The organism is Micromonospora alfalfae, from assembly GCF_022230925.1.
In the GTDB taxonomy this organism is placed as follows: Bacteria; Actinomycetota; Actinomycetes; order Mycobacteriales; family Micromonosporaceae; genus Micromonospora; species Micromonospora alfalfae.
The window spans coordinates 87,792-111,833 of sequence record NZ_JAKKFH010000009.1; the positions used below are offsets into that span (position 1 = coordinate 87,792).

19 protein-coding genes and 2 pseudogenes are annotated in these 24,042 nt (G+C 71.1%); 8 read left to right on the forward strand and 13 right to left on the reverse strand.

All coding sequences use genetic code 11. From position 1 onward, the window contains the following. Positions 1 to 14: 14 nt before the first annotated feature. From MED01_RS09865 to MED01_RS09880, 4 genes are all read right to left on the reverse strand, one after another. The gene (locus MED01_RS09865; RefSeq protein ID WP_238668209.1) at positions 15 to 953 is read right to left on the reverse strand and encodes a hypothetical protein; all 939 of its coding nucleotides are present in this window, start codon (positions 951 to 953) and stop codon (positions 15 to 17) included. Then, positions 943 to 1,452 (reverse strand): SigE family RNA polymerase sigma factor, encoded by a 510-nt coding sequence (locus tag MED01_RS09870; RefSeq protein ID WP_238668210.1) that lies wholly within the window; start codon positions 1,450 to 1,452, stop codon positions 943 to 945. The genes MED01_RS09865 and MED01_RS09870 overlap by 11 nt, the downstream gene beginning before the upstream one ends. Before the next feature lie 191 nt (positions 1,453 to 1,643). Beyond that, entirely contained in the window at positions 1,644 to 4,628 is a 2,985-nt protein-coding gene (locus MED01_RS09875) for a UPF0182 family membrane protein (RefSeq protein ID WP_238668211.1), read from the reverse strand. 96 nt (positions 4,629 to 4,724) lie between these two features. Beyond that, positions 4,725 to 5,738, reverse strand: a complete 1,014-nt coding sequence (locus tag MED01_RS09880) for a YlbL family protein (RefSeq protein WP_238668212.1) — start codon at positions 5,736 to 5,738, stop codon at positions 4,725 to 4,727. A 184-nt stretch (positions 5,739 to 5,922) separates the two neighbouring features. Between MED01_RS09880 and MED01_RS09885 the strand changes: the two are divergent. Next, positions 5,923 to 7,122 (forward strand): annotated as a pseudogene (locus MED01_RS09885) (zinc-dependent metalloprotease); the annotation flags it as partial. A gap of 310 nt (positions 7,123 to 7,432) precedes the next feature. Here MED01_RS09885 and MED01_RS09890 read toward each other — a convergent pair. Next, positions 7,433 to 8,041 carry a hypothetical protein gene (locus tag MED01_RS09890; protein ID WP_238668214.1) on the reverse strand — a complete coding sequence of 203 codons (609 nt, stop codon included), beginning with the start codon at positions 8,039 to 8,041 and terminating at the stop codon, positions 7,433 to 7,435. Positions 8,042 to 8,828: 787 nt separating this feature from the next. Further along, positions 8,829 to 9,362 carry a M48 metallopeptidase family protein gene (locus tag MED01_RS09895; protein WP_238668215.1) on the reverse strand — a complete coding sequence of 178 codons (534 nt, stop codon included), beginning with the start codon at positions 9,360 to 9,362 and terminating at the stop codon, positions 8,829 to 8,831. Positions 9,363 to 9,874: 512 nt separating this feature from the next. On the opposite strand from MED01_RS09895, the gene MED01_RS09900 reads away from it, so the two are divergent. The 3 genes from MED01_RS09900 (at position 9,875) to MED01_RS09910 (ending at position 12,723) form a co-directional block, all read left to right on the forward strand. After that, entirely contained in the window at positions 9,875 to 10,045 is a 171-nt protein-coding gene (locus tag MED01_RS09900) for a DUF5679 domain-containing protein (protein ID WP_167457767.1), read from the forward strand. A 222-nt stretch (positions 10,046 to 10,267) separates the two neighbouring features. Beyond that, positions 10,268 to 11,380, forward strand: a complete 1,113-nt coding sequence (locus MED01_RS09905; protein WP_238668216.1) for a hypothetical protein — start codon at positions 10,268 to 10,270, stop codon at positions 11,378 to 11,380. After that, complete coding sequence (locus MED01_RS09910) at positions 11,377 to 12,723, forward strand: ABC1 kinase family protein (RefSeq protein WP_238668217.1); 1,347 nt, start codon at positions 11,377 to 11,379, stop codon at positions 12,721 to 12,723. The genes MED01_RS09905 and MED01_RS09910 overlap by 4 nt, the downstream gene beginning before the upstream one ends. 317 nt (positions 12,724 to 13,040) lie before the next feature. Here the strand turns inward: MED01_RS09910 and MED01_RS09915 are convergent, their stop codons facing one another. The 3 genes from MED01_RS09915 to MED01_RS09925 all read right to left on the reverse strand — a co-directional run bounded on the left by MED01_RS09915 (position 13,041) and on the right by MED01_RS09925 (position 16,072). Beyond that, complete coding sequence (locus MED01_RS09915; RefSeq protein ID WP_030490434.1) at positions 13,041 to 13,406, reverse strand: WhiB family transcriptional regulator; 366 nt, start codon at positions 13,404 to 13,406, stop codon at positions 13,041 to 13,043. 130 nt (positions 13,407 to 13,536) lie between these two features. Further along, positions 13,537 to 13,785, reverse strand: coding sequence for a hypothetical protein (locus MED01_RS09920; RefSeq protein WP_238668218.1), 249 nt, complete (start codon positions 13,783 to 13,785; stop codon positions 13,537 to 13,539). A gap of 121 nt (positions 13,786 to 13,906) precedes the next feature. Continuing rightward, positions 13,907 to 16,072 carry an ATP-dependent DNA helicase UvrD2 gene (locus tag MED01_RS09925; protein ID WP_238668219.1) on the reverse strand — a complete coding sequence of 722 codons (2,166 nt, stop codon included), beginning with the start codon at positions 16,070 to 16,072 and terminating at the stop codon, positions 13,907 to 13,909. Positions 16,073 to 16,164: 92 nt separating this feature from the next. Between MED01_RS09925 and MED01_RS09930 the strand changes: the two genes are divergently transcribed. After that, complete coding sequence (locus MED01_RS09930; RefSeq protein ID WP_030337579.1) at positions 16,165 to 16,407, forward strand: mycoredoxin; 243 nt, start codon at positions 16,165 to 16,167, stop codon at positions 16,405 to 16,407. Between the two features lie 181 nt (positions 16,408 to 16,588). On the opposite strand, the pseudogene MED01_RS09935 reads toward MED01_RS09930, so the two are convergent. Then, positions 16,589 to 17,806, reverse strand: a pseudogene (locus MED01_RS09935) (MFS transporter); the annotation flags it as partial. Positions 17,807 to 18,020: 214 nt separating this feature from the next. Here MED01_RS09935 and MED01_RS09940 point away from each other — a divergent pair. The 3 genes from MED01_RS09940 to MED01_RS09950 all read left to right on the forward strand — a co-directional run bounded on the left by MED01_RS09940 (position 18,021) and on the right by MED01_RS09950 (position 19,828). After that, a complete protein-coding gene (locus MED01_RS09940; protein ID WP_238668220.1) occupies positions 18,021 to 19,001 on the forward strand; it encodes a helix-turn-helix domain-containing protein in 981 nt (326 codons plus the stop codon). A 74-nt stretch (positions 19,002 to 19,075) separates the two neighbouring features. Then, positions 19,076 to 19,315 carry a DUF397 domain-containing protein gene (locus MED01_RS09945; protein WP_112583698.1) on the forward strand — a complete coding sequence of 80 codons (240 nt, stop codon included), beginning with the start codon at positions 19,076 to 19,078 and terminating at the stop codon, positions 19,313 to 19,315. A gap of 237 nt (positions 19,316 to 19,552) precedes the next feature. Then, the gene (locus MED01_RS09950) at positions 19,553 to 19,828 is read left to right on the forward strand and encodes a hypothetical protein (protein ID WP_238668221.1); all 276 of its coding nucleotides are present in this window, start codon (positions 19,553 to 19,555) and stop codon (positions 19,826 to 19,828) included. 125 nt (positions 19,829 to 19,953) lie between these two features. Here MED01_RS09950 and nudC read toward each other — a convergent pair whose 3' ends face one another. The 3 genes from nudC to MED01_RS09965 form a co-directional block, all read right to left on the reverse strand. Then, positions 19,954 to 20,913, reverse strand: a complete 960-nt coding sequence (nudC, locus tag MED01_RS09955; RefSeq protein WP_238668222.1) for an NAD(+) diphosphatase — start codon at positions 20,911 to 20,913, stop codon at positions 19,954 to 19,956. Positions 20,914 to 20,989: 76 nt separating this feature from the next. Beyond that, positions 20,990 to 22,333 carry a M16 family metallopeptidase gene (locus tag MED01_RS09960; RefSeq protein WP_238668223.1) on the reverse strand — a complete coding sequence of 448 codons (1,344 nt, stop codon included), beginning with the start codon at positions 22,331 to 22,333 and terminating at the stop codon, positions 20,990 to 20,992. After that, positions 22,330 to 23,640, reverse strand: coding sequence for a M16 family metallopeptidase (locus MED01_RS09965; protein WP_238668224.1), 1,311 nt, complete (start codon positions 23,638 to 23,640; stop codon positions 22,330 to 22,332). The genes MED01_RS09960 and MED01_RS09965 overlap by 4 nt, the downstream gene beginning before the upstream one ends. Between the last annotated feature and the right edge of the window lie 402 nt (positions 23,641 to 24,042).

Consider the following 24,042-nt stretch of genomic DNA (forward strand, 5'->3'; position numbering starts at 1 on the left):
TGACCTGGGCGTTGTCAGTCGAGCCAGTTCTCGATCGCCGCGACCGCCCGGCGACTGTCGGCATCGACCTGGGACCGAACGGCCGCCGTGTGCTCCCAACCCTGCTCCCAGAGCACAGTCACCACGTCGCCGACCCGGACCGCCCGGACCAGCCGAACCTCCTCGGTACCCGGCTCGCCCATCCCGTCCGGCATCGGGGCCCGCATCTCGAACAGCACCGACCCGTCCCCGTACACCTCAGAGGCCAGCAGCCGCTGTCGCCACGTCCTGTTGTCGTCGGGCAGCTTCTGGTCGGGGCAGCCGCGCACTGCCTGCCGCAGCTCCCGCAACGCGTCGTCGGCACGGCCCGCCCGGTAGATGGTGATGGTGTGCCGGTAGCTGCCGTCCGGCACGTGCCCCGTCGGCGTCTCCGAAAACTTGTAGGCCAGGTAGCGACCACGGCGGTGGACCATTGCCGAGTCGCTGGGCAGGCGCGCGCCGCACAGCGTCGGCAGTGCCGGGCCCTCCCCCGAGGATTCCAGTCCGGTCCGATTCGGGGCCGCCAGCAGGAAGAAGGCGCGGTCCGGGATCGAGGTGGGCGGCCGAGGCACCGCCGGTCCGGTGGCCGGCTGCGACGGCGTAAGGCTCGGGGTGGTCCGCAGCGGCGGCGGGGACGACTGTGTCGACGCCGGGGTCGGCGTGGGTGACGGCCGGGAGGTCGCGGTCGCCCCGGTCGGCGGCGGGCCCGGGGTGTCGGCGGGCGGCGGCAGCGGTGCGGAGCCGTCCGCCGGGTATGCCAGTCGGCCACCGACGGCAACCCCGCCCACGAGCAGCGCCACCGCGAGCGTCGAGCCGGCAACCCGGGCTCGGGCCCGCCGGTCGGCGAACCGCCGAAGCGACTCGGGATGGCTCAGCTCGTGCCCGTCCGCGACGGTGCTGAGCGACCGGTACAGGTCAGAGAGTTCAACTGACATCGTTCGCCTCCAACTCCACTGCGCTGAGGTCGGGCAGCAGCGCGGCCAGCCGGGACCGGCCTCGGGACAGCCAGGACTTCACGGTGCCGACCGGGACGTCGGTCTCCCGGGCGATCTCCTCGACGGACATGTCGAAGAGGTAGTGCAGGGCCAGCGCCTGCCGGTGCGTGGCGGGCAACTGCCGGAGCGCTCCGGCCAGGAGCACCCCGTCCTCGCTGGGCGGGGGTGCCACCTCCGGCGGTCCGGTGCGGCTCAGCACCACCCGCCAACGGTGCAGGCGCCGCCAGCGGTCGGTCGCCAGCCGGGCCACCACGAGCCGCAGCCACGCCTCCGGCGCCGGATGCGACGACAGTCGCCCCCACTGCCGCCAGGCCCGGGTGTACGCCTCCTGCACCAGGTCCTGCGCCTCGCTGTGGTCGCCGGCGACCGCATAGCCGTACCGCAGCGTCCGCCGGGCGGTGCTGCGGTAGAAGTCATCGAAGCTCTGCGCGTCCCGCACGACTGTTCCCCCTCGTCCCCACCCCGTTGCAATGAGGACGGCGGACCGGCGCCGCAGGTTGCGGGCCTGGGCGGTGCTGTCGGTGACGTGACAGATACCCACAGATCAGGACAACGGCCGAGCCCCCGCCGCTCGGACCTGATGCGGTCCGAGCGACGAGGGCTCGGGGAGGAACTGCGTGCGGTGCCGGGTCAGCCGCCAGCACTCGGGCTGGCACCAGGCGCACCGGCAGCCTGCTGCGCCTGCTGGAACGCGGTGAGCGCCTCGTCGAGGGCCTTCAGCGCACGCCCGTACCGCTCGAAGTCACCCGACGTCTGCGCGGCCCGGACCTCGGTGATCGCGGTCTGCACCCGGTCCGCGGCGGCAGCCAGGTCACCTGCCGGCGGCGGGGTGCCGGCGCTCGGGGTGGGCGTCGGCGTCGCCGACCCCGAAGGCGTCGGCGTGGGCGTGGGCGTCGTCGGGTTACCCCCGGTCGTCGGCGGCGGCGACGTGCCCTGCCCGGCCTTCTTCCCCTGCTCGACCAACTGCTTGATGCCATCGTTGATGTTGTCGGCGAGAGCCACGAAGGAGCCGCCGTCACCGTACGAGAGCAGCACCTTCTGCAACAGCGGGTACGCGTCCTGCTGGTTGCTCTTCACGTAGACCGGCTCGACGTAGAGCATCCCGTCGGCGAACGGCAACGAGAGCAAGTTGCCGTACTGCACCTGCGCCTGGTTACTGGAGAGCAGGTTGAGCTGCTGACGGATGTTCGCGTTGTTCGTCATCTGCTGGTGCACCTGCACCGGGCCGGAGATCCGGGTCTGATCCGGCAACTCCAGCACCTCCAGCCGAGGCTGCCCGTCGACGTACGACCCGGAGATCAGCGCCGCGAGGTTCTGCCGGCCGTTCGGGGTGACCGCCGAGGTGAGCTGGAACCGGGGGCTCTCCTGCCCCGGGAACTGGGTGAACAGGTAGTACGGAGGCTGCTTCTGACCGCTGTCCGGGGCGTCCGGCACGTTGGGCACCTGCCAGAAGTCCTGTGCGGAGTAGAAGTCACCCGGGTTCGTCACGTGGAACTTGGTCAGCAGGTTGCGCTGCACCTTGAACATGTCCGCCGGGTAGCGCAGGTGCTCGCTCAACTCGACCGGGATCTCCGCCTTCGGCAGCACCAGGTCACCGCCGAACGCCTTGTTCCACGCCTTGAGCACCGGGTCGGTGTCGTCGTACTCGTAGAGCTTCACAGTGCCGTCGTACGCGTCGACAGTGGCCTTCACCGAGTTGCGCATGTAGTTGACGTCTTCCCGGGCCAGCTGGAAGGTGCCCCGGTTGGTCAACTCGTCGGTGGTCTCGGTCTGCAGGTTGACCTTCTCCGCGTACGGGTAGGAGGCCGCCGTGGTGTAGCCGTCCACGATCCACTGCACCCGACCGTCGACCACCGCCGGGTACGGGTCGCCGTCCAGTGTGAGGAACGGCGCTACCTTTTCCACCCGGTCGCGCGGGTTGCGCACGTAGAGCAGCTTGGAGTCCTTGTTGACCGCCTCGGAGAGCAGGAAGTTCGACTCCTGCTCCTTGATGGCGTACAGCAGTCGCCGGGTGAAGGAGCCGATCTCCACACCGCCCTCACCGGTGTAGGTGTAGGACTCGCCGCCGCCCTCACCGACCGGCCTGTCGAACTCGGCCTTCTTGTTCGGGTCGGACTGCCCGACGATGGCGTAGTCGTCGGCCGCCATCCGCTCGCCGTAGTAGATGCGCGGCTGCTTGGCCGGAATCTGCTCGGTCTGCGAGGAGCACGCCTCCTGGGTCTTCTCGCCGAGGAACCCGGAGACGAAGAACGGCTGCCCGCCGCAGACCACCTGGTTGGCCGGGGCGGCCACCAGCCCGTACCCGTGGGTGTAGACGGTGTGCCGGTTGATCCAGGTGTTCTGCTGGTCGGTCAGCTCGCCGTAGTTGATCTCCCGGACGCCGACCACGTAGTCGGAGACCTTGCCGTTCACCCCGTACCGGTCGATGTCCAGCTTCGGACCGAAGTCGTAGAAGCCACGCACCTGCTGGAGCTGGGTGTACGTCTCGCTGACCAGTTGCGGGTCGAGCAGCCGCACGTTCGACACCACAGCGGTGTCGGTGGCCAGGTTCCCCGGTGGGGTGAGGTTGTTCGCCGCGTACGCGGTCGTCTCGGTGGCCCCCAACCCGAACGCCGCGCGCGTCGCGTCGATGCTGCGCTGGATGTACGGCGCTTCCTTGTCCTTGGCGCTCGGCTTGACCTCGAAGGTCTGCACCGCCCAGGGGTAGATGCCGCCGATGGCAACCGCCGACACGCCGAGCAGCGCCAGCGAGATCCCCGGCCAGACCAGGTTCCGCATCCAGGCGTTGGAGAACACGAGGATCGCGATGGCCACCACGATCGAGATGTAGGCGAGGATCTCCTTCGCCGGCAGCAACGCGTTGACGTCCGCGTAACCGGCGCCGTACAACTTGGCGCCCTCGTTGTACTCCAGCAGCATGGCCCGCCGGTCCAACACGTACGCGATCGCCTTCAACAGCACGAAGACCGCGACCAGGGTGCTCAGGTGCGCGCGGGCCGCGTTGCTCATCCGGTCGCCGACGCCCTGCAGGCGGACCCCGCCGAAGAGGTAGTGCACCGCCAGCGCGCCGATCACGGCCAGCACCACAGCGGTGAAGGCGACCCCGAGCAGGTAACGCCAGAACGGTAGTTGGAAGACGTAGAAGCCGATGTCGACCCCGAACTCCGGGTCCTTGATGCCGAAGTCACCGCCGTTGCGGAAGAGCAGCCACTGGTTCCACCGGTTCTGTGCGGAGAGACCGGCGAAGAGCCCGACCACCGCTGCGGTCAGCGAGATCCAGGTGCCGAGCCGCGGACTGAGCACCATCCGGTAGCGCTCCAGGGTCGCCTGCTCCACCGAGTGCGGACGCAGTCGCGGGCGCAACCGGTAGGCCAGCCAGAGGTTGCCACCGACGATCACCGCCATGCCGAGGCCGATGGCGAGGAAGAGCACCAGCCGGGTGAGCAGGACGCCGGTGAAGACCTCGGTGTAGCGGACCTCGTCGAACCAGAGCCAGTCGGTCCACGCCTGGACGCCCCAGCCGAGCAGGGTGAAGAGCACGAACACCCCGACCAGGACCGCGATGGTGACGCGCCCGCGCCGGCTCATCCTCGGGAGGGGGCTGCTGCTACGCATGACCACTGTTGGCTCCGCACGCTCGATATGATCGGCTCCGACCAGGCACCCAGAGTACGGGGTGTTCCTGAGCGTGTCGGGGCACGGTCACACCGGTCAGCAACGCGTCGGCTGACCACCCGTACGCAACGTCTCCAGAGCGGTCATCGCCTCGTCCAACGAGCCCACCCGCAACAGCGGCAGATCGGGCTGCGGATTGCGGACCGCCTCCGCGCAGTTGTCCGCCGGCACCAGGAAGACCTTCGCCCCGGCGCGCTTGGCACCGACCAGCTTCTGGGCGATCCCGCCGATCGGGCCGACGGCGCCCTCGTCGTCGATGGTGCCGGTCCCGGCGATGACCTGGCCGCCGGTGAGGTCGGCCGGGGTCAACTTGTCCACGATCCCCAGGGCGAACATCAGACCGGCGCTCGGCCCACCGATGTCGCCCAGGTCGATGCCGAGCGTGAACGGGTGCGGCTGCTGCTGATCGATCTCGACACCGATCCGCGGTCGGCCGTCCTGCTCCTGGCTGGTCACCGTCGCGGTGGCCGGCACACCGTCACGGGTGTAGCCGATGCTCAACGCCGTGCCCGCCGGCTTGGCCCGGACCAGCTCGGTGACCTTCGCCGCCACCGGCACCGGCTGGCCGTCGACCGAGGTGATCAGATCGCCGGCCTTCAGCGCACCGGCCGCCGGGCCGTCCCCGGCCACCGTCTTGATCACCACCTGCACCGGAAAGCCCAACTCCCGCAGCGCGGCGGTCTCCGCGCTGGTCTGCGACGCCTTGAAGTCCTCGGCGTTGCGCTGCTCGACCTGCTCCGTCGACTCCCCCGGCGGGTAGACCAGCTCACGCGGCACCACCGCCTCGTCGTCGGAGAACCAGCCCGCGATCGCCCCCCGCAACCGCACAGTGGGTTGCACCCCCACCGTGGTCAGCCGCAACTGGCCGGCCGAGGTCGAGGTCTCCCGACCGGAGACCTGGATGACCTCCTTACCGTCGGTCGTGCCGAGGGTGTTCACCGTCGGCCCTGGGCCCAGCACCACGTACGGAATCGGCACCCGGAGCACCCCGATGCTCAGCAGGGCGGTGAACAGGGCACCGAGCAGGACCGTCAGGCCACGACGTCTCATGCCGCAGAGCGTACCGACCAGCTGCGGGTCACCCGCCGGATGCGCCGCGCGACTCCGCCCTCAGCGCAACGCCAGCGGCGGCTACCTGGGGCGCGGTCCGCGTACCGTAGATGTCGTGCCTGATATTCCGTTCGGTTTCGCGCTCCCGGGTGGGCAGCCACCAGACCCCAACGATCCCGCGCAGATGCAGCAGTTCATGTCGCAGTTGCAGCACCTGCTCTCCGCGCCGGGCAGCGGGCCGGTCAACTGGGACCTGGCCCGGCAGGTAGCAGCCAGCCAGCTCGCGGCCGCCGGTGACCCGGCAGTCTCAATGTACGAGCGCAACGCGGTCGAGGAGGCGCTGCGCCTCGCCGACCTGTGGCTGGAGCCCGCCTCGGCGTGGCCCTCCGGCATCCAGAACCCCGTTGCGTGGAACCGCAACGAGTGGATCTTCAAGACGCTGGACGTGTGGCGCAAGCTGTGCGACCCCGTCGCCAGCCGGATGGTCGGTGCCATGGGCGACCTGGTGCCACCGGAGGCGCGCGCCCAGCTCGGCCCGATGCAGTCGATGGTGGCCTCCCTCGGTGGCGCGCTCTTCGGCGGTCAGCTGGGCCAGGCCCTCGGTTCGCTCGCCGCCGAGGTGCTCTCCGCCGGCGACATCGGGCTGCCGCTCGGCCCGGCCGGCACGGCCGCGCTGATCCCTGCCAACATCCGGGCGTACGGCGAGGGCCTGGAGCTGCCCGAGGACGAGGTCCGCCTCTACGTGGCGCTGCGCGAGGCCGCTCACCAGCGGCTGTTCCAGCACGTCCCGTGGCTGCGTGGGCACGTGCTCAGCGCCGTCGAGATGTACGCCTCGGGCATCCGGGTCAACCGGGAGGCGATCGAGGAGGCGATGGGCCGGGTCGACCCGACCGACCCCGAGTCGATGCAGGCGATCGCCCTGGAGGGCATCTTCACCCCGGAGGACACCCCGGCGCAGAAGGCCTCGCTGGCCCGCCTGGAGACCGCACTCGCCCTGGTCGAGGGCTGGGTGTGCCACGTCGTGGACAGCGCCGCCAGCGACCGGCTGCCCAACGTCGTCCGGCTGGGTGAGGCGTTCCGCCGTCGCCGGGCCGCCGGCGGTCCCGCCGAGCAGACCTTCGCCGCGCTGGTCGGTCTGGAACTGCGCCCCCGCCGACTGCGCGAGGCCGCCGCGCTCTGGGCCGCGCTCACCCAGCACCGTGGCATCGAGGGCCGCGACGCCGTCTGGGGACACCCGGACCTGCTCCCGTCTGACGACGACTTCGCCGACCCGGTCGCCTTCGCGATGAACGACATGGACCTCAGCGAGCTGGACAGCTTCGACTTCACCGCCCCCGGCGGGGTGGAGGAGAAGGCCCCCGGCCAGTCCGATCAGCCCGGTCCGTCGGGTCAGTCCGGTCCGTCGGGTCAGACGGGTCAGACGGGTCCGACGGGTCAGACGGGTCAGCCTGGTCCGTCCGACGAGACCGACGGCGAGGGCGACGCCAAGTCCTGACCCCCGCCCATCGACTGCCCGCGCCGCGGGTGCCCACAGATCCACAGCGGGCACCCGCGGCGCGTTCGGCGATGCCGACGGTTCAGCGGTGCCGACAGTTCAGCGTTCGGGCGATGCCGACAGTTCAGCGTTCGGGCGACGCCGACGGTTCGGCGTTCGGGCGACGCCGACGGTTCAGCGTTCGGGCGACGCCGACCGTTCAGGTGGGTCGGCCCGATCCGGAGAGCAGGGCGCGGGTCGCTTCCCAACCCTCGAAGGCCGGGTCCAGCGTGGCCAGGTCAGCCGGGCCGCGCAGTCGTCGCCAGCCGGTGGTGACCGCCACATCACCCGGGCGCGGGGCGTTGGCGCGCGCCTCGGCCGGCGTCGCCGTGTCCAGCTCCAGCGTCGGCAGCCACTCCGGCGCGGGCAGTCGTACCGCGACCCCGAGCAGACCCCTGCCGCCTCCCTCGACCGGAGCCACAGCGACCGGCCTGCTGCTGAGTGGGCGGAGCAGCTTGCCGACGGTCAGAGCGGGCAGGTCCGGCACGTCCCCGACCAGCACTGCCGCCTGGTCGTACCCCTCCAACGCGGCGAACACGGCATTCGGCGTCGGCTCGGCCACCTCGTACACCGCCGTACCGGGCCACACCAGCGCATCGGCCAGGGCCCGGTCGGCCGGGGTCACCGCGACCGCGACCTCCACCTCGTTGAGCGTGGCGAACAGGTCGATGACGTCTTCCGCGAGCGCCGCTCGCCATTGCGCCAGGTCGACGCCGGGCGGCGACCAGTGCACCGGCCCGAGCATCGCCACCACCACCCGTCGCGCCATCCCCCGACCCTAGCGCCCCGCCCAACCCGGCCACCCAACCCGGCCACCCCACCCGGCCACCCACCCACCCGGCCCGACCCACGTAGCTGAGACCAACCAACCCTCCGACCCACCCACGCGAGACCAACCAACCTGCCGGCCCACCCCACCCGAGATCAACCAACCCGCCGGCCCACCTAGGCGGGGCCAACCAACCCGCGGGCCCACCCGCCCGAGGGCGATCAACCCGCCGGCCCGCCCACCCGGGGCCGATCAACCCGACGCAAGCCATCTGACCCGGACAATTCGGCCCTACCCCGGAGCGGCCCGGTGCGGCTCGTCGTCATGATCGACTCGGCTTCATGGAAGTCGCGGTGTCCCGGCGGCCTGGACAGCGCGGTTTTCAGGAAGGCGAGTGGATCTAGGCCGATCGCGCGTCAGACAGCAGTCGGCGCTCGGCGCGGTGCCCAGGGGCTCGACGCGCGACGCCTGAAGAACGCAGGGCCCGAAGCGCGCGGGGCCCGAAGCGCGCAGGGCCCGAAGAGCGCGGGGCCCGAAGAACACAGGGTCCGAAGAACACAGGGTCCGAAGAACGCAGGGCCCGAAGAACACAGGGCCCGAAGAACGCAGGGCCCGAAGAACGCAGGGCCCGAAGAACGCAGGGCCCGAAGAACGCAGGGCCCGAAGAACGCAGGGCCCGAAACCCGACGCCCGAAGAGCGCGGCACCCGAAGAACACGGGGCCCGAAGAACGCGACACGTGTCCGAAGGTTCGACGGGCTGCGCCAGCGCCTCGGCGGGTGTGTGGGTCAGGTGGGGAGCGGTGCGCAGGAGGAGGCGGCGGCGACACCTTCGAGGTAGCCGCGGGCGCGTTCCGACTTGGGGTAGCGACCGACCAGCGCCCAGAACCGGGCGTTGTGGCTGGGCACGATGAGGTGCGCCAACTCGTGCAGCAACACGTAGTCGATCACCCATTCGGGCATCTCCTGGACGCGGTGCGAGATTCGGATGCTGCGGTCCGCCGGCGTGCAGGAGCCCCACCGGCCGTTCTGGTTGGTGACCCATCGGACGCTGGCCGGCACCGCTTTCGTGGCATATCCGGCGAGGTAGAGGTCGATGAGCCGATTGGCGCGTTCCAGCAGCTCGGCGTCGGACCGGGCGAGGCGCCCCTCCCGGGCGGCGAGCCGGGCGAGCATCCGGTCGACCCACTCGCTCTCCTCGGCACGGGAGAACTGGTCGGGGATGAGGACGACCACTCGCTCACCGTCACGGTACGCGGACACCGTGCGTCGTCGACGCTGACTGCGCCGCACCTCGACGACCGGCTTGCGCGTCCCCGCCATCACTGGCCCGCGCAGCCTCGACTACGTGTCACGAAGGAAAGCTAATGCCCACTGACCAGGGGTCCGCAAGAGTCAACCGCACGACACGCGCCCAGAAAATGGTGATTGGTCGCCAGGCGTCCCGAAAATTTCTTGACCGTAGCGCCATCGCGCCATCTCGTCACCCTTGGTGAACGCCGATGGCGCCAGCGCGCGGCACGTCTCCACCGTAGGTGATCACCGCCCCGAATGCCGCCGCAGGGGCACTCGCACGGGTGGCTGTCAGGGTTTGGTCGGCGTGTCCCCGCCAAACTGACTTATCCGACCTATTTCGCCATGCACACTCTCGACGTCGACTTGCTCACAGGCCGATGCACAGCTGACATGGAACTGCCCAGACCTGGGTAGGGTCCGCGGACCAGCGGTCACGAAGGTGGCCGCGGAGTGAGACCCAGCGCCGGCGCCCCGTGTGGCCCGCCGCCGGGCACCCCGCCGGGACGGCATTGACCGGCGGACGAGACGAGGAGGGCACCGTGGCCGACCAGGCCCAGACGACCTACAACGGTTACTGCGTGAAGTGCAAGGAGAAGCGGGACTTCGAGGGGCACGTCGAGGTCTCGAAGACCGGAATGAACATGGCCAAGGGCAAGTGTCCGGTATGCGGTACAACAGTGAACCGCATCCTGGGCAAGGCCAAGGTCTGACCCGAACGGGTGAACGGGGGTGGGGTGGCCGAGTGGCCACCCCACCCCCGTTGCCGGATCGGGAGTACGTGCCACCGCTGCGGTAGCCCTGTCGGGTGACCGACAGCGGGCGCGAGGGGCTGTGGAAAACCTGTCAAATCCTGTGGATAGCGCTGGACAGCGGCCTGACCGCCTGTGGACAACGATCGACTGAACGCGAAGATGCGGTCACGATTCGTGACCATGAGCCGCACCGTATTAGCCCGCCCCACCCTGCTGCCCGGCCTCAACCGGCTCTGGCGGGACCGGCACACCCTCCAACTCGGCGTCGGCCCTGGGCCGGCCGCCCTACTGGAGTTGGCCAACCCCCGCGCCGCCCACCTGCTCGACCTGCTCGACGGCACCCGCAGCGAGCGGACCGTGCTGATCGAGGCGGCGTCCGCCCAGGTCAGCGCCGACGACGCGCGTACCCTGCTCGACACCCTGCGGGCCGCCGGCCTGTTGGTGGCCGCGCACAGCCTGCTCCCCCGCGACCTGACCGGCCCGGTCCGCGCCCGGCTCGCGGCGGAGGCCGGCGCGCTGGCCCTGGCCGCCGCCCGGCTGCCCGGCACCCCCGCGCAGGTCCTGCGGAGGCGGCGGGCGGCCCGCGTCCTGCTCACCGGCGCCGGGGCGCTCGGCGGGCCGCTGACGGTGGCGTTGGCCCAGTCCGGTGTGGGGCAGGTGATTCCCCAGCTCACCGGCCCGGTACGCCCCGTCGACCTGATCGGCACAGGCATCCCCGCCGCCGAACTCGGTCGGCCGCTGGCACCGGCGGTGCGGGCTGCTGTCAACCGCGTCGCACCGGGCACCGGCACCCATCCGAGCCGCGCCGGCCGGATCGACCTGGTGATCCAGCTCGGCACGGACCGGCCTCCGGCGCTGCTCGCCGCCGGTCTCGCCCAGCGCCGGCAGCCACACCTGCTGGTCACGCTGCGCGAGGGCGTACCGGTGATCGGGCCGTTGGTCCGCCCACCCGCCGGGCCCTGCCTGCACTGCGTCGAGCTGCACCGGGCCGACCGCGACCCGGACTGGCCCCGGCTCGCCGCGCAACTCGCCGCCGCCGACCCGATGGCCGTCGCAACGACAGGCACGCTGCTCGTCGCCTGCGGGTACGCCCTGGCCGAGGCGCTGACGCAGCTGGACGGCGGCCAGCCGGAGACGCTGGGTAGTGCCATGGAGATCACCGGTGCCGGCTGTTTCCGTCGTCGGGGTTGGCCGCCACACCCGGCGTGTGGGTGCTCGCGAGGCCGAGTGTCCGCACCAGCCCGGCCGCAGAGCAGCAGCGGGGCCCTCCGGTCGGTAACAATGACCGGGTGACCGACATCCCGCGCCGCGCCGTGTCCCGCACCGCCAAGCTCGCCGCCCTGCCGCTCGGCTTCGCCGGCCGGACCGTTCTCGGGATGGGAAAGCGCGTCACCGGGCTGGCCTCCGACGTGATCTCCGCGGAGATTCAGCAGCGCACCGCCGAGCAGCTGTTCAGCGTGCTGGGCCAGCTCAAGGGCGGGGCGATGAAGTTCGGCCAGGCACTGTCGGTCTTCGAGGCCGCGTTGCCGGAGGAGATCGCCGCGCCCTACCGGCAGGCGCTGACGAAGTTGCAGGAGGCGGCGCCACCGCTGCCGGTCGCCAGCGTGCACAAGGTTCTGGCCGAGCAGCTCGGCCCCGACTGGCGGGACCTGTTCGTCGAGTTCAACGACGTTCCGGCCGCCGCCGCGAGCATCGGCCAGGTGCACCGGGCGCGCTGGCGCGAGCCGGGCTTCGACGAGTCGGGCGAACCGAACAGCCGCGACGTGGCGGTCAAGATCCAATATCCGGGGGCCGGCGACGCCCTGCTCGCCGACCTCAAGCAGCTCTCCCGACTGGGCGGAATGTTCCGGGCCATCCAGCCCGGCCTGGACGTCAAGCCGCTCCTGGCCGAGCTGCGCGAACGGATCACCGAGGAGTTGGACTACGAGTTGGAGGCCGAGTCGCAGCGCACCTTCGCCGCCGCGTACGCCGACGACCCGGAGATCTACATCCCGGAGGTGGTCAATGCCTCGCCCCGGGTGCTGGTCACCGAATGGGTGACTGGCACCCCGCTGGCCGACATCATCCGCGAGGGCACCGAGGAGGATCGGGACGAGGCGGGTCGGTTGATGGCCACCCTGCACCTCTCCGCGCCGCAGCGGGCCGGGCTGCTGCACGCCGATCCGCACCCGGGAAACTTCCGGTTGCTGCCCGACGGTCGGCTCGGGGTGATCGACTTCGGTGCGGTGGCCCGGATGCCGGAGGGCACCCCGGAGCCGATCGGTCGTATCGCCGCGACGGCCCTGCGCGGCGATGCCGACGAGGTGGTGGCGGGACTGCGGTCGGAGGGGTTCATCGGTTCGGCCGAGGAGATCGACGCCGAAGGGGTGCTCGACTTCATCCGCCCCATGCTGGAGCCCATCGCGGCGGACGGCTTCCGGTTCACCCGGGCCTGGCTACGGGCCGAGGCGGGCCGACTGGCCAGCCCGCGCTCCCCCACGTACCAGCTGAGCAGGCAGCTCAACCTGCCACCGTCGTACCTGCTGATCCACCGGGTGACGCTCGGGTCGATCGGGGTGCTCTGCCAGTTGGAGGCGAAGGCCCCCTACCGGAGCATCCTGGAGCGCTGGCTGCCCGGCTTCGCCCCGGTCGCCTGACCACATTAAGGCCCGGTCGCCTGACGACATGGGGAAGGGCGGGTGCCGGTCGGCACCCGCCCTTCTGTGTGAGGTGGTACTAGAGAACGCCCAGGTCGCGAGCCGCCTGATTGCGGCTGGTCATGGCGACGGTACGGGCGGATCGGGTTGCCTCAGTGCTCGTGGTGGTACGACCGGCCTGAGGCCGGCGCATTCGAGCCCGGGTCAACGCTTCGTGGAGTAGTTGCATCTCGAAGGCTCCACTCGGAACGTTCAACATCGTTTTCTCACTCACTGCCGGTGTGACACCGGCGTAGTTGGAACGGGTCGGGAACATGTCAGGCTGCTAGCCGGACCGCACCACGCACCTCGGACAGCCCACTGGCTGCCAGGCGCGCCTCGGCCTCGACCCGAAGCTCGGCGTCGCGGGCGACGTCCTCCTTACGCGGACGGCCACGGGGCCGCTTACGCGGGACAACCGCGCCACGCTCGAAGATCTCGCCGCCCCAGACGCCCCACGGCTCCGCTCGCTCAACGGCTCCGGCCAGGCATTCGACACGCAGCGGGCAGTCCCCGCAGAGTGACTTGGCCAGCTCGAGCTCGGTGGGCGAGTCGGAGAACCACAGGTCGGGGTCGAACTTCCGGCAGGGCAGGTTCGCCTCCATCTCGACGCTCATGTCGAGGGGGGCCAACGCCAGACTCATCTCCCGGTCACCTCTCTCTCACTTCGATCTCGTGGATCGCATTCCGACGTACTTACGGCGGGCAAAAAACTGAGGCCGCGGATCCCGGTAAGCGGGTTCCGCGGCCTCGAGGTGAGCCGGAGTCTGATGGTCAGACCGGTTTACCTCGAGGTGGAACGCCGCGGACATCCGTGCGCTTCTTGGCGACCTGGATGCCATTGCCCGTGAAGCCACTGGTCCCCTCGACTCCAGCGGGCGCGACGGTCAGGGTCAGCTCGGCCTGAACCTGGTGCACCTGTGGAACCGACGGTCGTGCAGCCGCGAGGGCCACCCGGACAGCCGACATCGGAGCGCAGACAGACGGCATCGCCGCCAGACGCTCATAGGTGAAGATCTTCACGGGTGCCACCTCCCTCACGTTCCTCGAATCGACTGGACCGACCTCGTGAGCAGCCGGAATGGCGCCGCTCGCGTGGTGTGTTCTGAGGCTATTCCTCGCGCCGGGGCGAGGGCAAACGAATTTACGACGAGATTTCGAAAGTTTTCTCCGGGCAGACGTCGTCCACCCCGGCGCCGGCCACGAGGGCCAGCACGGACTCCCCGTAGAGACCCAGCTTGCGAGGGCCGATACCGGCGATGGCGATCAACTCCTCCGACCGGCCCGGTCGCCGCTCGGCCAACGCGACAAGCGTCGCGTCGGTGAAGACCACGTACGCCGGGACCTTCTGCGCACCGGCCACCCGCTGCCGCCACTCGCGCAGCCGTTCGTGCAGCTCATCGTCTATGTCGGACGGGCAGGTCGGGCAGCGGCCGAGCTTGCGGTCCGGACCGGCGAGCAGGGTGGCGCCGCAGATCCGGCAGGAGACGATCTGGGTTCGCCGTCGTTCGGGACTGCGGGCCGGACCGGTGCCGCCGGTCGCCCGTTCGGTGCCGCCGGAGCGATCCAGTTGGGGCAGGAACCGCGACGGCCGCCGGGCCCGTCCGCCCGGCGAGCGCGCGGTGGCGTACGACAGCCAGAGCCACTCCCGGGCGCGGGTGATGCCGACGTAGAGCAGTCGGCGCTCCTCCTCGACCTGCTCGACGGTCTTGGCGTACGTGGTGGGCAGGGTGCCCTCGGCGAGGCCGACCAGGAAGACCGCGTCCCACTCCAACCCCTTGGCCGAGTGCAGGGACGCAAGCGTCACGCCGTCCACAGTCGGCACGTGTTGCTGGGCGGCCCGGCGCGCCAACTCCTCGGTGAAGTCGGTGAGGGTGACCGGGCGCTCCACCGAGGCGGCCTCGCCGATCGGCACGACCTCGGGGGTGGCCGCGTACTCCTCGGCGAGCTGGACCAGCGCGGACAGCGCCTCCCATCGCTCGCGGGCGGCGCCGCCGGCCGGGGGCGCGTCCGGGGCCCAGCCGACGGCGGTGAGCGCCTCGACGACGGCGGCCGGCAGCGGTGTCTCGCCCGGGATCGAGCGGGTCGCTGCACGCAGCGCGACCATCGCCTGACGCACCTCGGTCCGTTCGAAGAACCGCTCCGCTCCCTGCACCACGTACGGCACCGCGGCCTCGGTGAGCGCCTTCTCGTACGCCTCGGACTGCGCGTTGACGCGGAACAGCACGGCGATCTCCTTCGCCGGCGTGCCCGCGTCGATCAGCGACCGGCAGCGCGCGGCCACCGCGTTCGCCTCGGCCGGCTCGTCGGTGAAGATCCGCAGGTCCGGCTCGGGGCCGGGTGGGCGTTGCCCGCTCAACTCCAGCCGCAGGCGCGCCTCGGTGCCCCGGGCCTGGGAGATCACCGCGTTGGCCAGCCCGACCACCTGCGGGGTGGAGCGGTAGTCACGGACCAGTCGTACCACAGTGGCGTTGCGGTGCCGCCGGGGAAAGTCGACGAGGTACGCCGAGGTCGCCCCGGTGAACGAGTAGATCGTCTGGCTGGCGTCGCCGACCACTGTCAGGTCGTTGCGGCCGGCCAGCCAGGCGTCCAGCAACCGCTGCTGGAGTGGGTTGACGTCCTGGTACTCGTCGACCACGAAGTGCCGGTACTGGCCGCGGATCTGCTCGCCGACGTCCGGGTGCTCCTCGATGCCCCACACCGCCGCCCGCAGCATGTCCTCGAAGTCGATCACGCCGTTCGACCGCTTGAGCTGCTCGTACGCGGTGAACACGTCGGCGACCTTCGTCGGCTCGTGCGGTGTGTCGCGCAGCGCCCGCGCCGCGGCCACCACGTAGTCCGTCGGCTCGACCAGCGACGACTTCGCCCACTCGATCTCGCCGGCCAGGTCGCGGGCGGCGGCCCGGTCGGTACGCAGGCCGACCCGGGCCGCGGCGAGGGTGACCAGTCGTACCTTGCTGTCCAGCAGTTCGGGCATGGCACGGCCGGACAGCAGCCGGGGCGCGAAGTACCGCACCTGGCGCAGCGCGGCAGCGTGAAATGTCCGCGCCTGGACACCGTGCGCACCGAGCAGAGTGAGACGGTGTCGCATCTCGGCGGCGGCGCGGGCGGTGAAGGTGACAGCGAGCACGTGCCGCGGGGAGATCTCCCCGGAGAGCGCCCGGTGGGCGATTCGGGAGGTGATCGCCCGGGTCTTGCCGGTGCCGGCGCCGGCCAGGATGCAGACGGGGCCGGCAGGTGCGGTCACGGCGGAGCGTTGCTCCGGGTCCAGCCCGGCGAGCACCTGTTCCGACGCTGAGTGAACCACCACAACCAGGAATCATCTCAGCTCCTCCCAGCGTTGCAGCGAACAGCCTCGGCTTGATCCGCAAGCCGCGGCCGGAGGAGTTGGAGGATCCGAGGATGCTGACGATGTATTCCACCCCCTGGTGCGGCTATTGCCACCGCCTGAAGTCGCAGCTCGACCGGGAGGGCATCGGGTACGAGGTGGTCGACATCGAGCAGGACCCGAAGGCCGCGGAGTTCGTGATGAGCGTCAACGGCGGCAACCAGACGGTGCCGACGCTGCGCTTCGCCGACGGCAGTGCCCTGACGAATCCCTCGATCACCCAGGTGAAGCAGCACCTGGAGACGCTCAACGCCTGATCTGCCGGTTCATTCTCGGTGCGCGGCCGCCCCGTCCGGGGCGGCCGCTCGTCGTGTTCGGGAACGGGCCACGGTCGGTGGGCGCCGGAAGCACTGGTCGGTCGGCGTCCTCGGCCGGACGGCGGGGCGCCGGAAGCACTGGCCGGTCGGCGTCCTCCGCCGGACGGCGGGGCGCCGGAAGCGTTGGGCTGGTGGGCGGCGTCGGCGGGCGGGCCCCGGCCGGCGCGCTCAGGTGCCGGCCCCGCCACAGGTAGCCACCGGCGGCCAGGGTGGCCACTCCGACCAGCGCGAACAGCAGCCGGTAGTCCAGGAACCCGACCAGCAGGGCACCCGCCCCGATGGAGATCGCCTGCGGCCCGCTGACCACCGCCTGGGTGGCTGCGGCGACCCGGCCGACAAGCGTAGGCGGCGTGCGGCGCTGGATCAGCGTGTGCAGACCCACCATCGTCAGCGGGAGTGAGACCCCGGCCAGCAGCACCGCCGCGAACCCGAGCCACAGATCGGGAAAGGCGAGCGCGAGCGCGGCCGGAGAGAAGAAGGCGACACCGGCGGCCAGCGTGCCGACCTCTCCGAGCCGGCGGACCAGCGTCGGTGAGCAGAGTCCACCGAGCAACCCACCGACGCCCTGCACTGTGACGAGCACCCCCACGAACGCGGCATCCCGGTTCAGCCCCTGGTCGACGTAGGCGAAGATGAGCGACTCGCTGAAGCCCATCACCAGTGACCCGAGTCCGTAGCCGAGCAGGGCCCGCCGCAGGGCCGGCTCGCCGGCCAGGTGCCGCAGGCCGGCGCCCAGTTCGGCCGGCCACCGCAGCCGTACGGCGGGCGGCAGCTGTTGCGGGGTGGGCAGCGCGGTGACCACCGCCGCCGCGGTCAGAAATCCGACCATGCCGATTCCGGTCAGCGCCCACCCGCCGAGCGCCGCGTAGAGCGCCGCGCCCACCAGCGGGCCGACCAGTCGGATCCCCTGACGTACGGTCTGGAGCACGCCGTTCGCGTCGGCCAGCAGGTCGATCGGCACCATCTCGCGGATGAGCCCACTGAGCGCCGCGCCGAGCGTGATGGACGAGAGTCCGTACAGGGCGGCCACCAGATAGACGACCCACACGTCGCCCGCGTCGTGGACGGTGAACAACGGGGCGAGCAGGGCTGCGGTCAGCACGTTCGCGGCCACGAAGAACGGTCGGCGCGGGTAGCGGTCGACGACCCAGCCGACCAGCGGCGCAAGCGTCATCGGCGCGATGACCGCGAAGATCGTGGCACCGGCCAACCCGTTCGAGCCAGTCAGATCCTTGACCCAGATGGCGAGTGCGAGCAGCAGGATCGACTCGGCGGTCATGCTGGCCAGCAGACCGCCGAAGAGCAGGCGGAAGTCGGGTCGGCGCAGGATCGTGCGCATGGGTCCCTCCGGCGGGATGGCATGCCCGGGTGGGCGAGGTCGACGGGCCGCGACCGCGGGTCCGTCGTCATCCGGCATTCCCGTGGTGCGATTTTCGCAAGACACGCCCTCGCCGGAACCTCCGACACCGGTCGCGCCGTCCATACTGACCGTGGGGGGCGAATTTCATACAGTTACCGTCGCGTCTGCGGCGGTCGACGGGAAAGAGGACACTGTGCCTCCTGCCGCACCCAGCCCGATCCTGCGTCGTCGCCGGTTGGGCATCGAGCTGCGCCGCCTACGTGAGGCCGCGGGCCTCACCGGCGATCAGGTCATCGAGCGTATCGGTTGGGCCTCCGCGTCCAAACTGTCCCGCTTGGAGAACGGCCGCAGCCGACCGGACCCGCAGGACGTCGGCGACCTGCTCGACCTCTACGGCGCCGACCAGGCGCTTCACGACGAGCTGCTGGGCATCACCAACGAGGCCGGCGACATGCGCGGCTGGTTGAAGAACTTCCCGGTGATGACGCAGCAACAGCGCGGCTGGGCCGAGTTGGAGGCGGGCTGCGCGGAGATCTCCGAGTACAACCCGGTGCTGGTGCCGGGCCTGCTGCAGACGCCCGGGTACGCCCAGCTCCGGATCGTGTCGGCCCGGCAGGTGAACGCGGGCGCTGGCGAGCCGGAGCCCGGCGACGAGCCGGAGACCGAGGTGCAGGCGCGGCTGGCCCGCCAGTCGCTGCTGACCCGGGAGCCGCACGCTCCCCGCTACACGGCGGTGCTGGAGGAGGCGGCTCTCGGCCGCCGGGCCGGGCCGCCGGAGGTGCTGCACGAACAACTGCTCCAGCTCTGCGAGTTGGCGCTGCTGCCCAATGTGGCCCTGCACGTGCTGCCTCGGGACACCCAGATCGGCAATTGGTTCCTTCCGCCGACCGCCTTCTCGGTCTATCGGTTCGCCGATCCCCTCGATCCGGAGACATTGGCCATCGAAGGTGGCTTCACCGACGTCATGTCGACCGAGGCAATCACGCTAAATCGCTATAAAGTGGTGTTCGAGTGGCTATGCACGGCGGCACTTAACGCCTCGGACACCCTCTCCTGGCTGATCGAGGCGACGGGACGGCTGACCGAGGCGACGCCCCCATCCACAGTGGCGTTCGGGCCGGCAACGGCGCCGACCCAACGCCGCCGGGAATCGGGGCGACTGACGGACCGGTGATCCACGGGGGACCCTCCGTCGGGACGTGCGGCACCACTCGTCCCATCGGATCGCTGCACATCAGGAGCAGAACCATGAACGAAATCCGCAACACGCCGTCCGTTTCCGCCCACTCGTTGGCGGACGCCCCGTGGCGTACCAGCACACGCAGCCAGACCTCCAACTGCGTGGAGGTCGCCCCACTGGCCACCGGCCCGTCGGCCGTCGCCCTGCGCGACAGCAAGGACCGGGGCGGCCCGGTGCTGCTGTTCAACCGCGCGGGATGGCTCGGTTTCATCACCGGGGCGAAGAAGGGCCAGTTCGATCTGAACTGATTCGGTGACTGTTACGGGGCCGTCGGCGCACTGCCGGCGGCCCCGTCGCGTCGTACCCGGCCGGCTCGGTAGTTCGGCGGCCCGGCAACCCCGCTGAGCAGCCATCCGCCGATCGGACGAGGCTCGAAACCGATAGGCGCGTTTCAGTTGCTGAGACGAACACGGGGCGTAACATGGCCCTCGAGTACGTGGAACTTCCACACTGGCTCATCCGTCGCGGTTCATCCGGAGACCCTCATGCGGTTCCTGATCGTTCGCACCGACATCCGCGCCGTCGCTGACGGGGACATCGCCGCCGCCTGGGCGGACGGCCACCGACTTCGCGACGAGACGACGACGCCCGAGCCGCGCCGGCAGATCGTGCACGCCGAGGACCGGGACGCCGCGCTGCTACTGGCCCGCGCCCTGGCCACCGTCGGCGCGGTCCGCAGCGGCAAGCAACGGGTCAAGGTCCTCCCGCTGATCGAGTCGCGGCCCGCCTTCCGACACAGACCGGGCCGCACCGGCACCTGATTCCACAGGTCGTCCGTCGTGGTCGGACCGGCTCCCCCGCCGCGTTACGCACCCGCTGACCACGACGGCCCGTGTTCCCGGCCCGTGACCGCCGCGGCAACGGCGGCCACGGGTCGGGACCGTGCTCAGCGGTCGGCGTCCATCCAGCCGTCCAGCCACCGGTGGATGAGGAACAGCGCGATCGACGACGGAGGCGGCAGGATCAGCCGGGCCCCGTCGCCCACGTCCACCGTCTGCCCGGCCAGCGCCGCCCCGATCTCCCGGCGAGAGAACCACCGGGCGTACGCGATCTCGGACGGGTCGACCCGCACCGGCTCGGTCGGGTTCGCGGTGGCCAGGAAGCCCAACATCAGCGAGCCGGGGAACGGCCATGCCTGGCTGCCCACGTACCCGATGCGCTCGACCCCGATGCCCACCTCCTCGCGGACCTCGCGCAGCACGGCCGCCTCCGCCGACTCCCCTGGCTCCACGTAGCCGGCCAGACAGGAGTAGCGGCGACCACCCGGGGTGCCCTGCCAGCCGGCATTGTTGCCGAGCAGGCAGCGGCCGTCCGGGCCGTCCACGCCGTCGTGAACGAGCACGATCATCGCCGGGTCGGTACGAGGCCAGATCCGCCCGCCATTGCGGTCCACCCGGGACCAACCCGCCTCGTCCATGGCGGTCGGCGCGCCGGTGCTCGTCGAATAGCCGTGTCGGGTGTGCCAGTTGACCAGCGCCAACGCGGTGGTGAAGATGCCGGCCTCCCGGTCGGCGAGCAGATGACCCACCTCCCGGAGATGGACCGCCCTGGTCCCCGGGATCGCCGGAAGCGGCGCGTCGACAGCGAAGACCGGCACCCCGTCCGGCTCGACACCCAGGAACATCGCCATCGACTCCGACCCGGCGGGCACGTCAGCCGCCCCGAACAGCACCAACGTCGGAGGCGACGTCTCGGTGCGGGCCAGCGTCCGACCCTCGTCGGTCGAGTCGAGCAGCAGCACCCGGGCACGCAACCACGCCTCGGTCAACCACTGCGAGTCGCCCCGCCGGTGCGCGGCCCGATCCAGCGTGGACCGCGCCAACGGCGGCGCCGCCTCCCCGCTCACGCCAGCGCTCCGCTTCGCCGCACGCCGCCGCGAGACGGCCCGCCACTGAACCCCACGGCTCGCTCGCTCCGCTCGCTCACGCCTGTTGCTCGGTCTGCACTGCGGTCAGCGCGGCCAGCCCCGGGGTGACCCGCTCCGCGTCGCCGAGCACCACGATCGCCGCCCGAGCCGGGGCCAGGTAGCGGGCCGCCGCCTGTGCGACATCGTCGGTGCTCGCCTTCGCCAACCTCGCCGCGTACTCGGCGAGGAAGTCCAGGCGCAGACCATTGCCGGCGTACGCGCTGGTCAACGCCGCCAACCCGGCCTGGGTGGACATGCCGAGCTGGAGGGTGCCCAGGGCGTACTGCCGGGCCTGCTCCAACTCCTCGGGCTTCGGCGGCAGCGACGCCAACCGGCCCAGCTCGTACGTCGTCTCCAGCAGCGCCGGCCCGGTGACCTCGGTGGCCACGTCGGCGGCGGCGACCAGCACCGACCCCGCGACGGAATGCTCGATCACGGAGTGCGGGCCGTACGTGTAGCCCTTGTCCTCACGGATGTTCTCCACCCACCGGGAGGAGAAGTAGCCGCCGAAGATCAGGTTGGCCAGTTGCAGCGGGGCGTGGTCCGGGTCGGTGCGCGACACCGCCGGCAGCGCGATCCGCAGCGAGGACTGCACCGAGCCCGGCCGGTCGACAAGCAGCAGTGGCCCCGGCTCCAGCGGCGGGGTCGCCGGCAGTTCGGCCACCCGACCGGCACCCGACCAGCCGCCGAGCGCCCGCTCGGCCGCGTCCAGTGCCTTCTCCGGCTGCACGTCACCGACCAGCACCAACTGCGCGCCGGTCGGGTGGACCCGCTCCGCGTGCAAGGTGCGCAGCGCCGCCGGTCGGACGGCACGGATCTGGCCGGGCTCCGGCGTCTGCGTCGCGTACGGGTGCCGGCCGTAAATCCGCTTGAGCAGCGCCTCCCGGGCCAGGTGCGAAGGCTGGCTCTGCGCCACCTGGATCCGGTCGACCAGCCGGTCCCGTTCGGTGGCCACCTCGTCACTGGGGTAACTGGCGCCGGTCAGCACCTCGGCCAGCAGCTCCAGCATCCGGTCCAGACCGGTGACCAGGCCGGCGCCGGAGAGCATCAGCCGGTCCGGGTCGACGCCCGCGGACAGCCCGCCGCCCACCTTCTGCAACTCGGCGGCGATCTGCACGCTGGTCATCGACTCGGTGCCGGAGAGCATGGTCTGCGAGAGCATCGCGCCGCGGGCCAGGTGGACCCGGCCGAACGGCACCCAGAGCCGCAGCTCGACAAGGGGTACGGCGGGCCGGCGTACGGCGATCACGGTGAGCCCGTTGCGCAGTGTGCGCTCGGCCTGCTTGGGCACCTTGAGCTTGCGGGTCGGCCCGAGCGGCGGCAGCGTACGCGGGCCGGCGGGGGCGGTGGTGACACTCATCGGGCACCTCCGGCGATGACCTCGATGGCGGCCCGGCGCTCCGGGCGCAGGGTGGCCGCGGCGGACCGGACCTGTTCCTCGGTGACCTCGCCGACCAGCCGGGGCAGTTCGTTGAGCAGACCCGGTTCACCGCGTTGCTGTTCCAGCACGGCCATCCGCAGCGCCCGACCGAGCACCGCGTCGGTGTCCCGCAGCAGGTGGGTCGCCATCCGGGCCTGGGTGCGGGCCAGCTCACCGTCGGTCAGGCCGTCGGTGGCCAGCCGGTCCAACTCCTCGTCGATGGTGCGCAGCACCTTGTCGACGTCGCCGCCGGGCGGCAGGTGCGCCTGCAACAGCAGCGCGGTGGGGTCGCGGACGTCGAACGGGTCGCCCATGAAACCGAGGTATCCGCCGAGGCTGGTCACAGTGCGGTCCCGCTGCACCAGCCGTTCCACCAGCCGCGACGCGTCGCCGTCGGTGAGCACCTCGGCCAGCACCACGTACGGCAGGTAGCCGGCGAAGTCGGTGACCGGGTCGGGCACGCGCCAGGCGCCGGCCACCGCCGGCAGCGGCGCCAGGGCATCGGTGTACGAGGTACGCCGCTCGGCGCTCAGGTCAGGCTCGGTGAAGTCGGGCCGTTGCGGTGCCGGCCGGGCCGGGACGTCGCCGAAGTGCCGGGTGACCAACTCGGTCGCCTCGGCCACGTCGATGTCCCCGCTGACGGCCAGCACGGCGTTGCCGCTGGCGTAGTAGCGGCGGAAGAAGTCCGCGGCGTCGGCGACGGTCGCCGACTCCAGGTCGTCGAAGGAGCCGTAGCCGTCGTGGGCGTTCGGGAAGGTGTCGAACATGACCGGCGGCAGAGTGAGCCAGGGAAAGCCACCGTACGGCCGGTTGAGGACGTTGACCCGGATCTCCTCCTTGACCACGTCGACCTGGTTGCGCAGGTTCTCCTCGGTCAGCCGGGGTCCACGCATCCGGTCCGCTTCCAGGAACAGCGCGCGCTCCAGCGCGTTGCTCGGCAGCGTCTCGAAGTAGTCGGTGTAGTCCAGGTGGGTGGAGCCGTTGAAGGTGCCACCCGCGCCCTGCACGTGCCGGAAGTGGGCCAGCTTCTCCAGGTTCTCCGAGCCCTGGAACATCAGGTGCTCGAAGAGGTGGGCGAAGCCGGTACGCCCCTCCGGCTCCGAGCGGATGCCGACGTCGTAGACCACAGCCACCCCGATCACCGGGGCACTGCGATCGGGGGTGAGCACCACCCGCAGGCCGTTGTCGAGGGTGAACCGCTCGACCGGATACTTCGTCGCTGGAATTCTGGATCTCCGCGCCGCCACGGAGTCGACCCTAGCGCGTCGACACCTCCGCCACCCGCGACCTTCCCGGAGCCGCCGCGACCGGGGCCGTCACCAGGGGCGGCACGTCGGCGCCGACCTGCTCTGCCTCGGCACGGTGCGGCCAGCCGGAGAGGCTGAACTCGTCGGTGCGCTCCAGCCGTGGTCGTGCCCGAGCAGGTCGCGGTACGCGCGCTGCCCGGCCGGGTCGCCCCCGGTCACGATGTTGCCGGCGACACCGCACTGGCGCGAACCCGGCCCGGACCGCGATCAGCACGACGCCGCTCACCCCCTATAAAGCTGGTAGGAATTACCGACATGACCGAGACGCGCCATCCCGCCATGTGGATGGGCCTTGACGCTGGCCGCAGCCCGGCCCACTCTTCCTACCAACTAAGTAGGAAT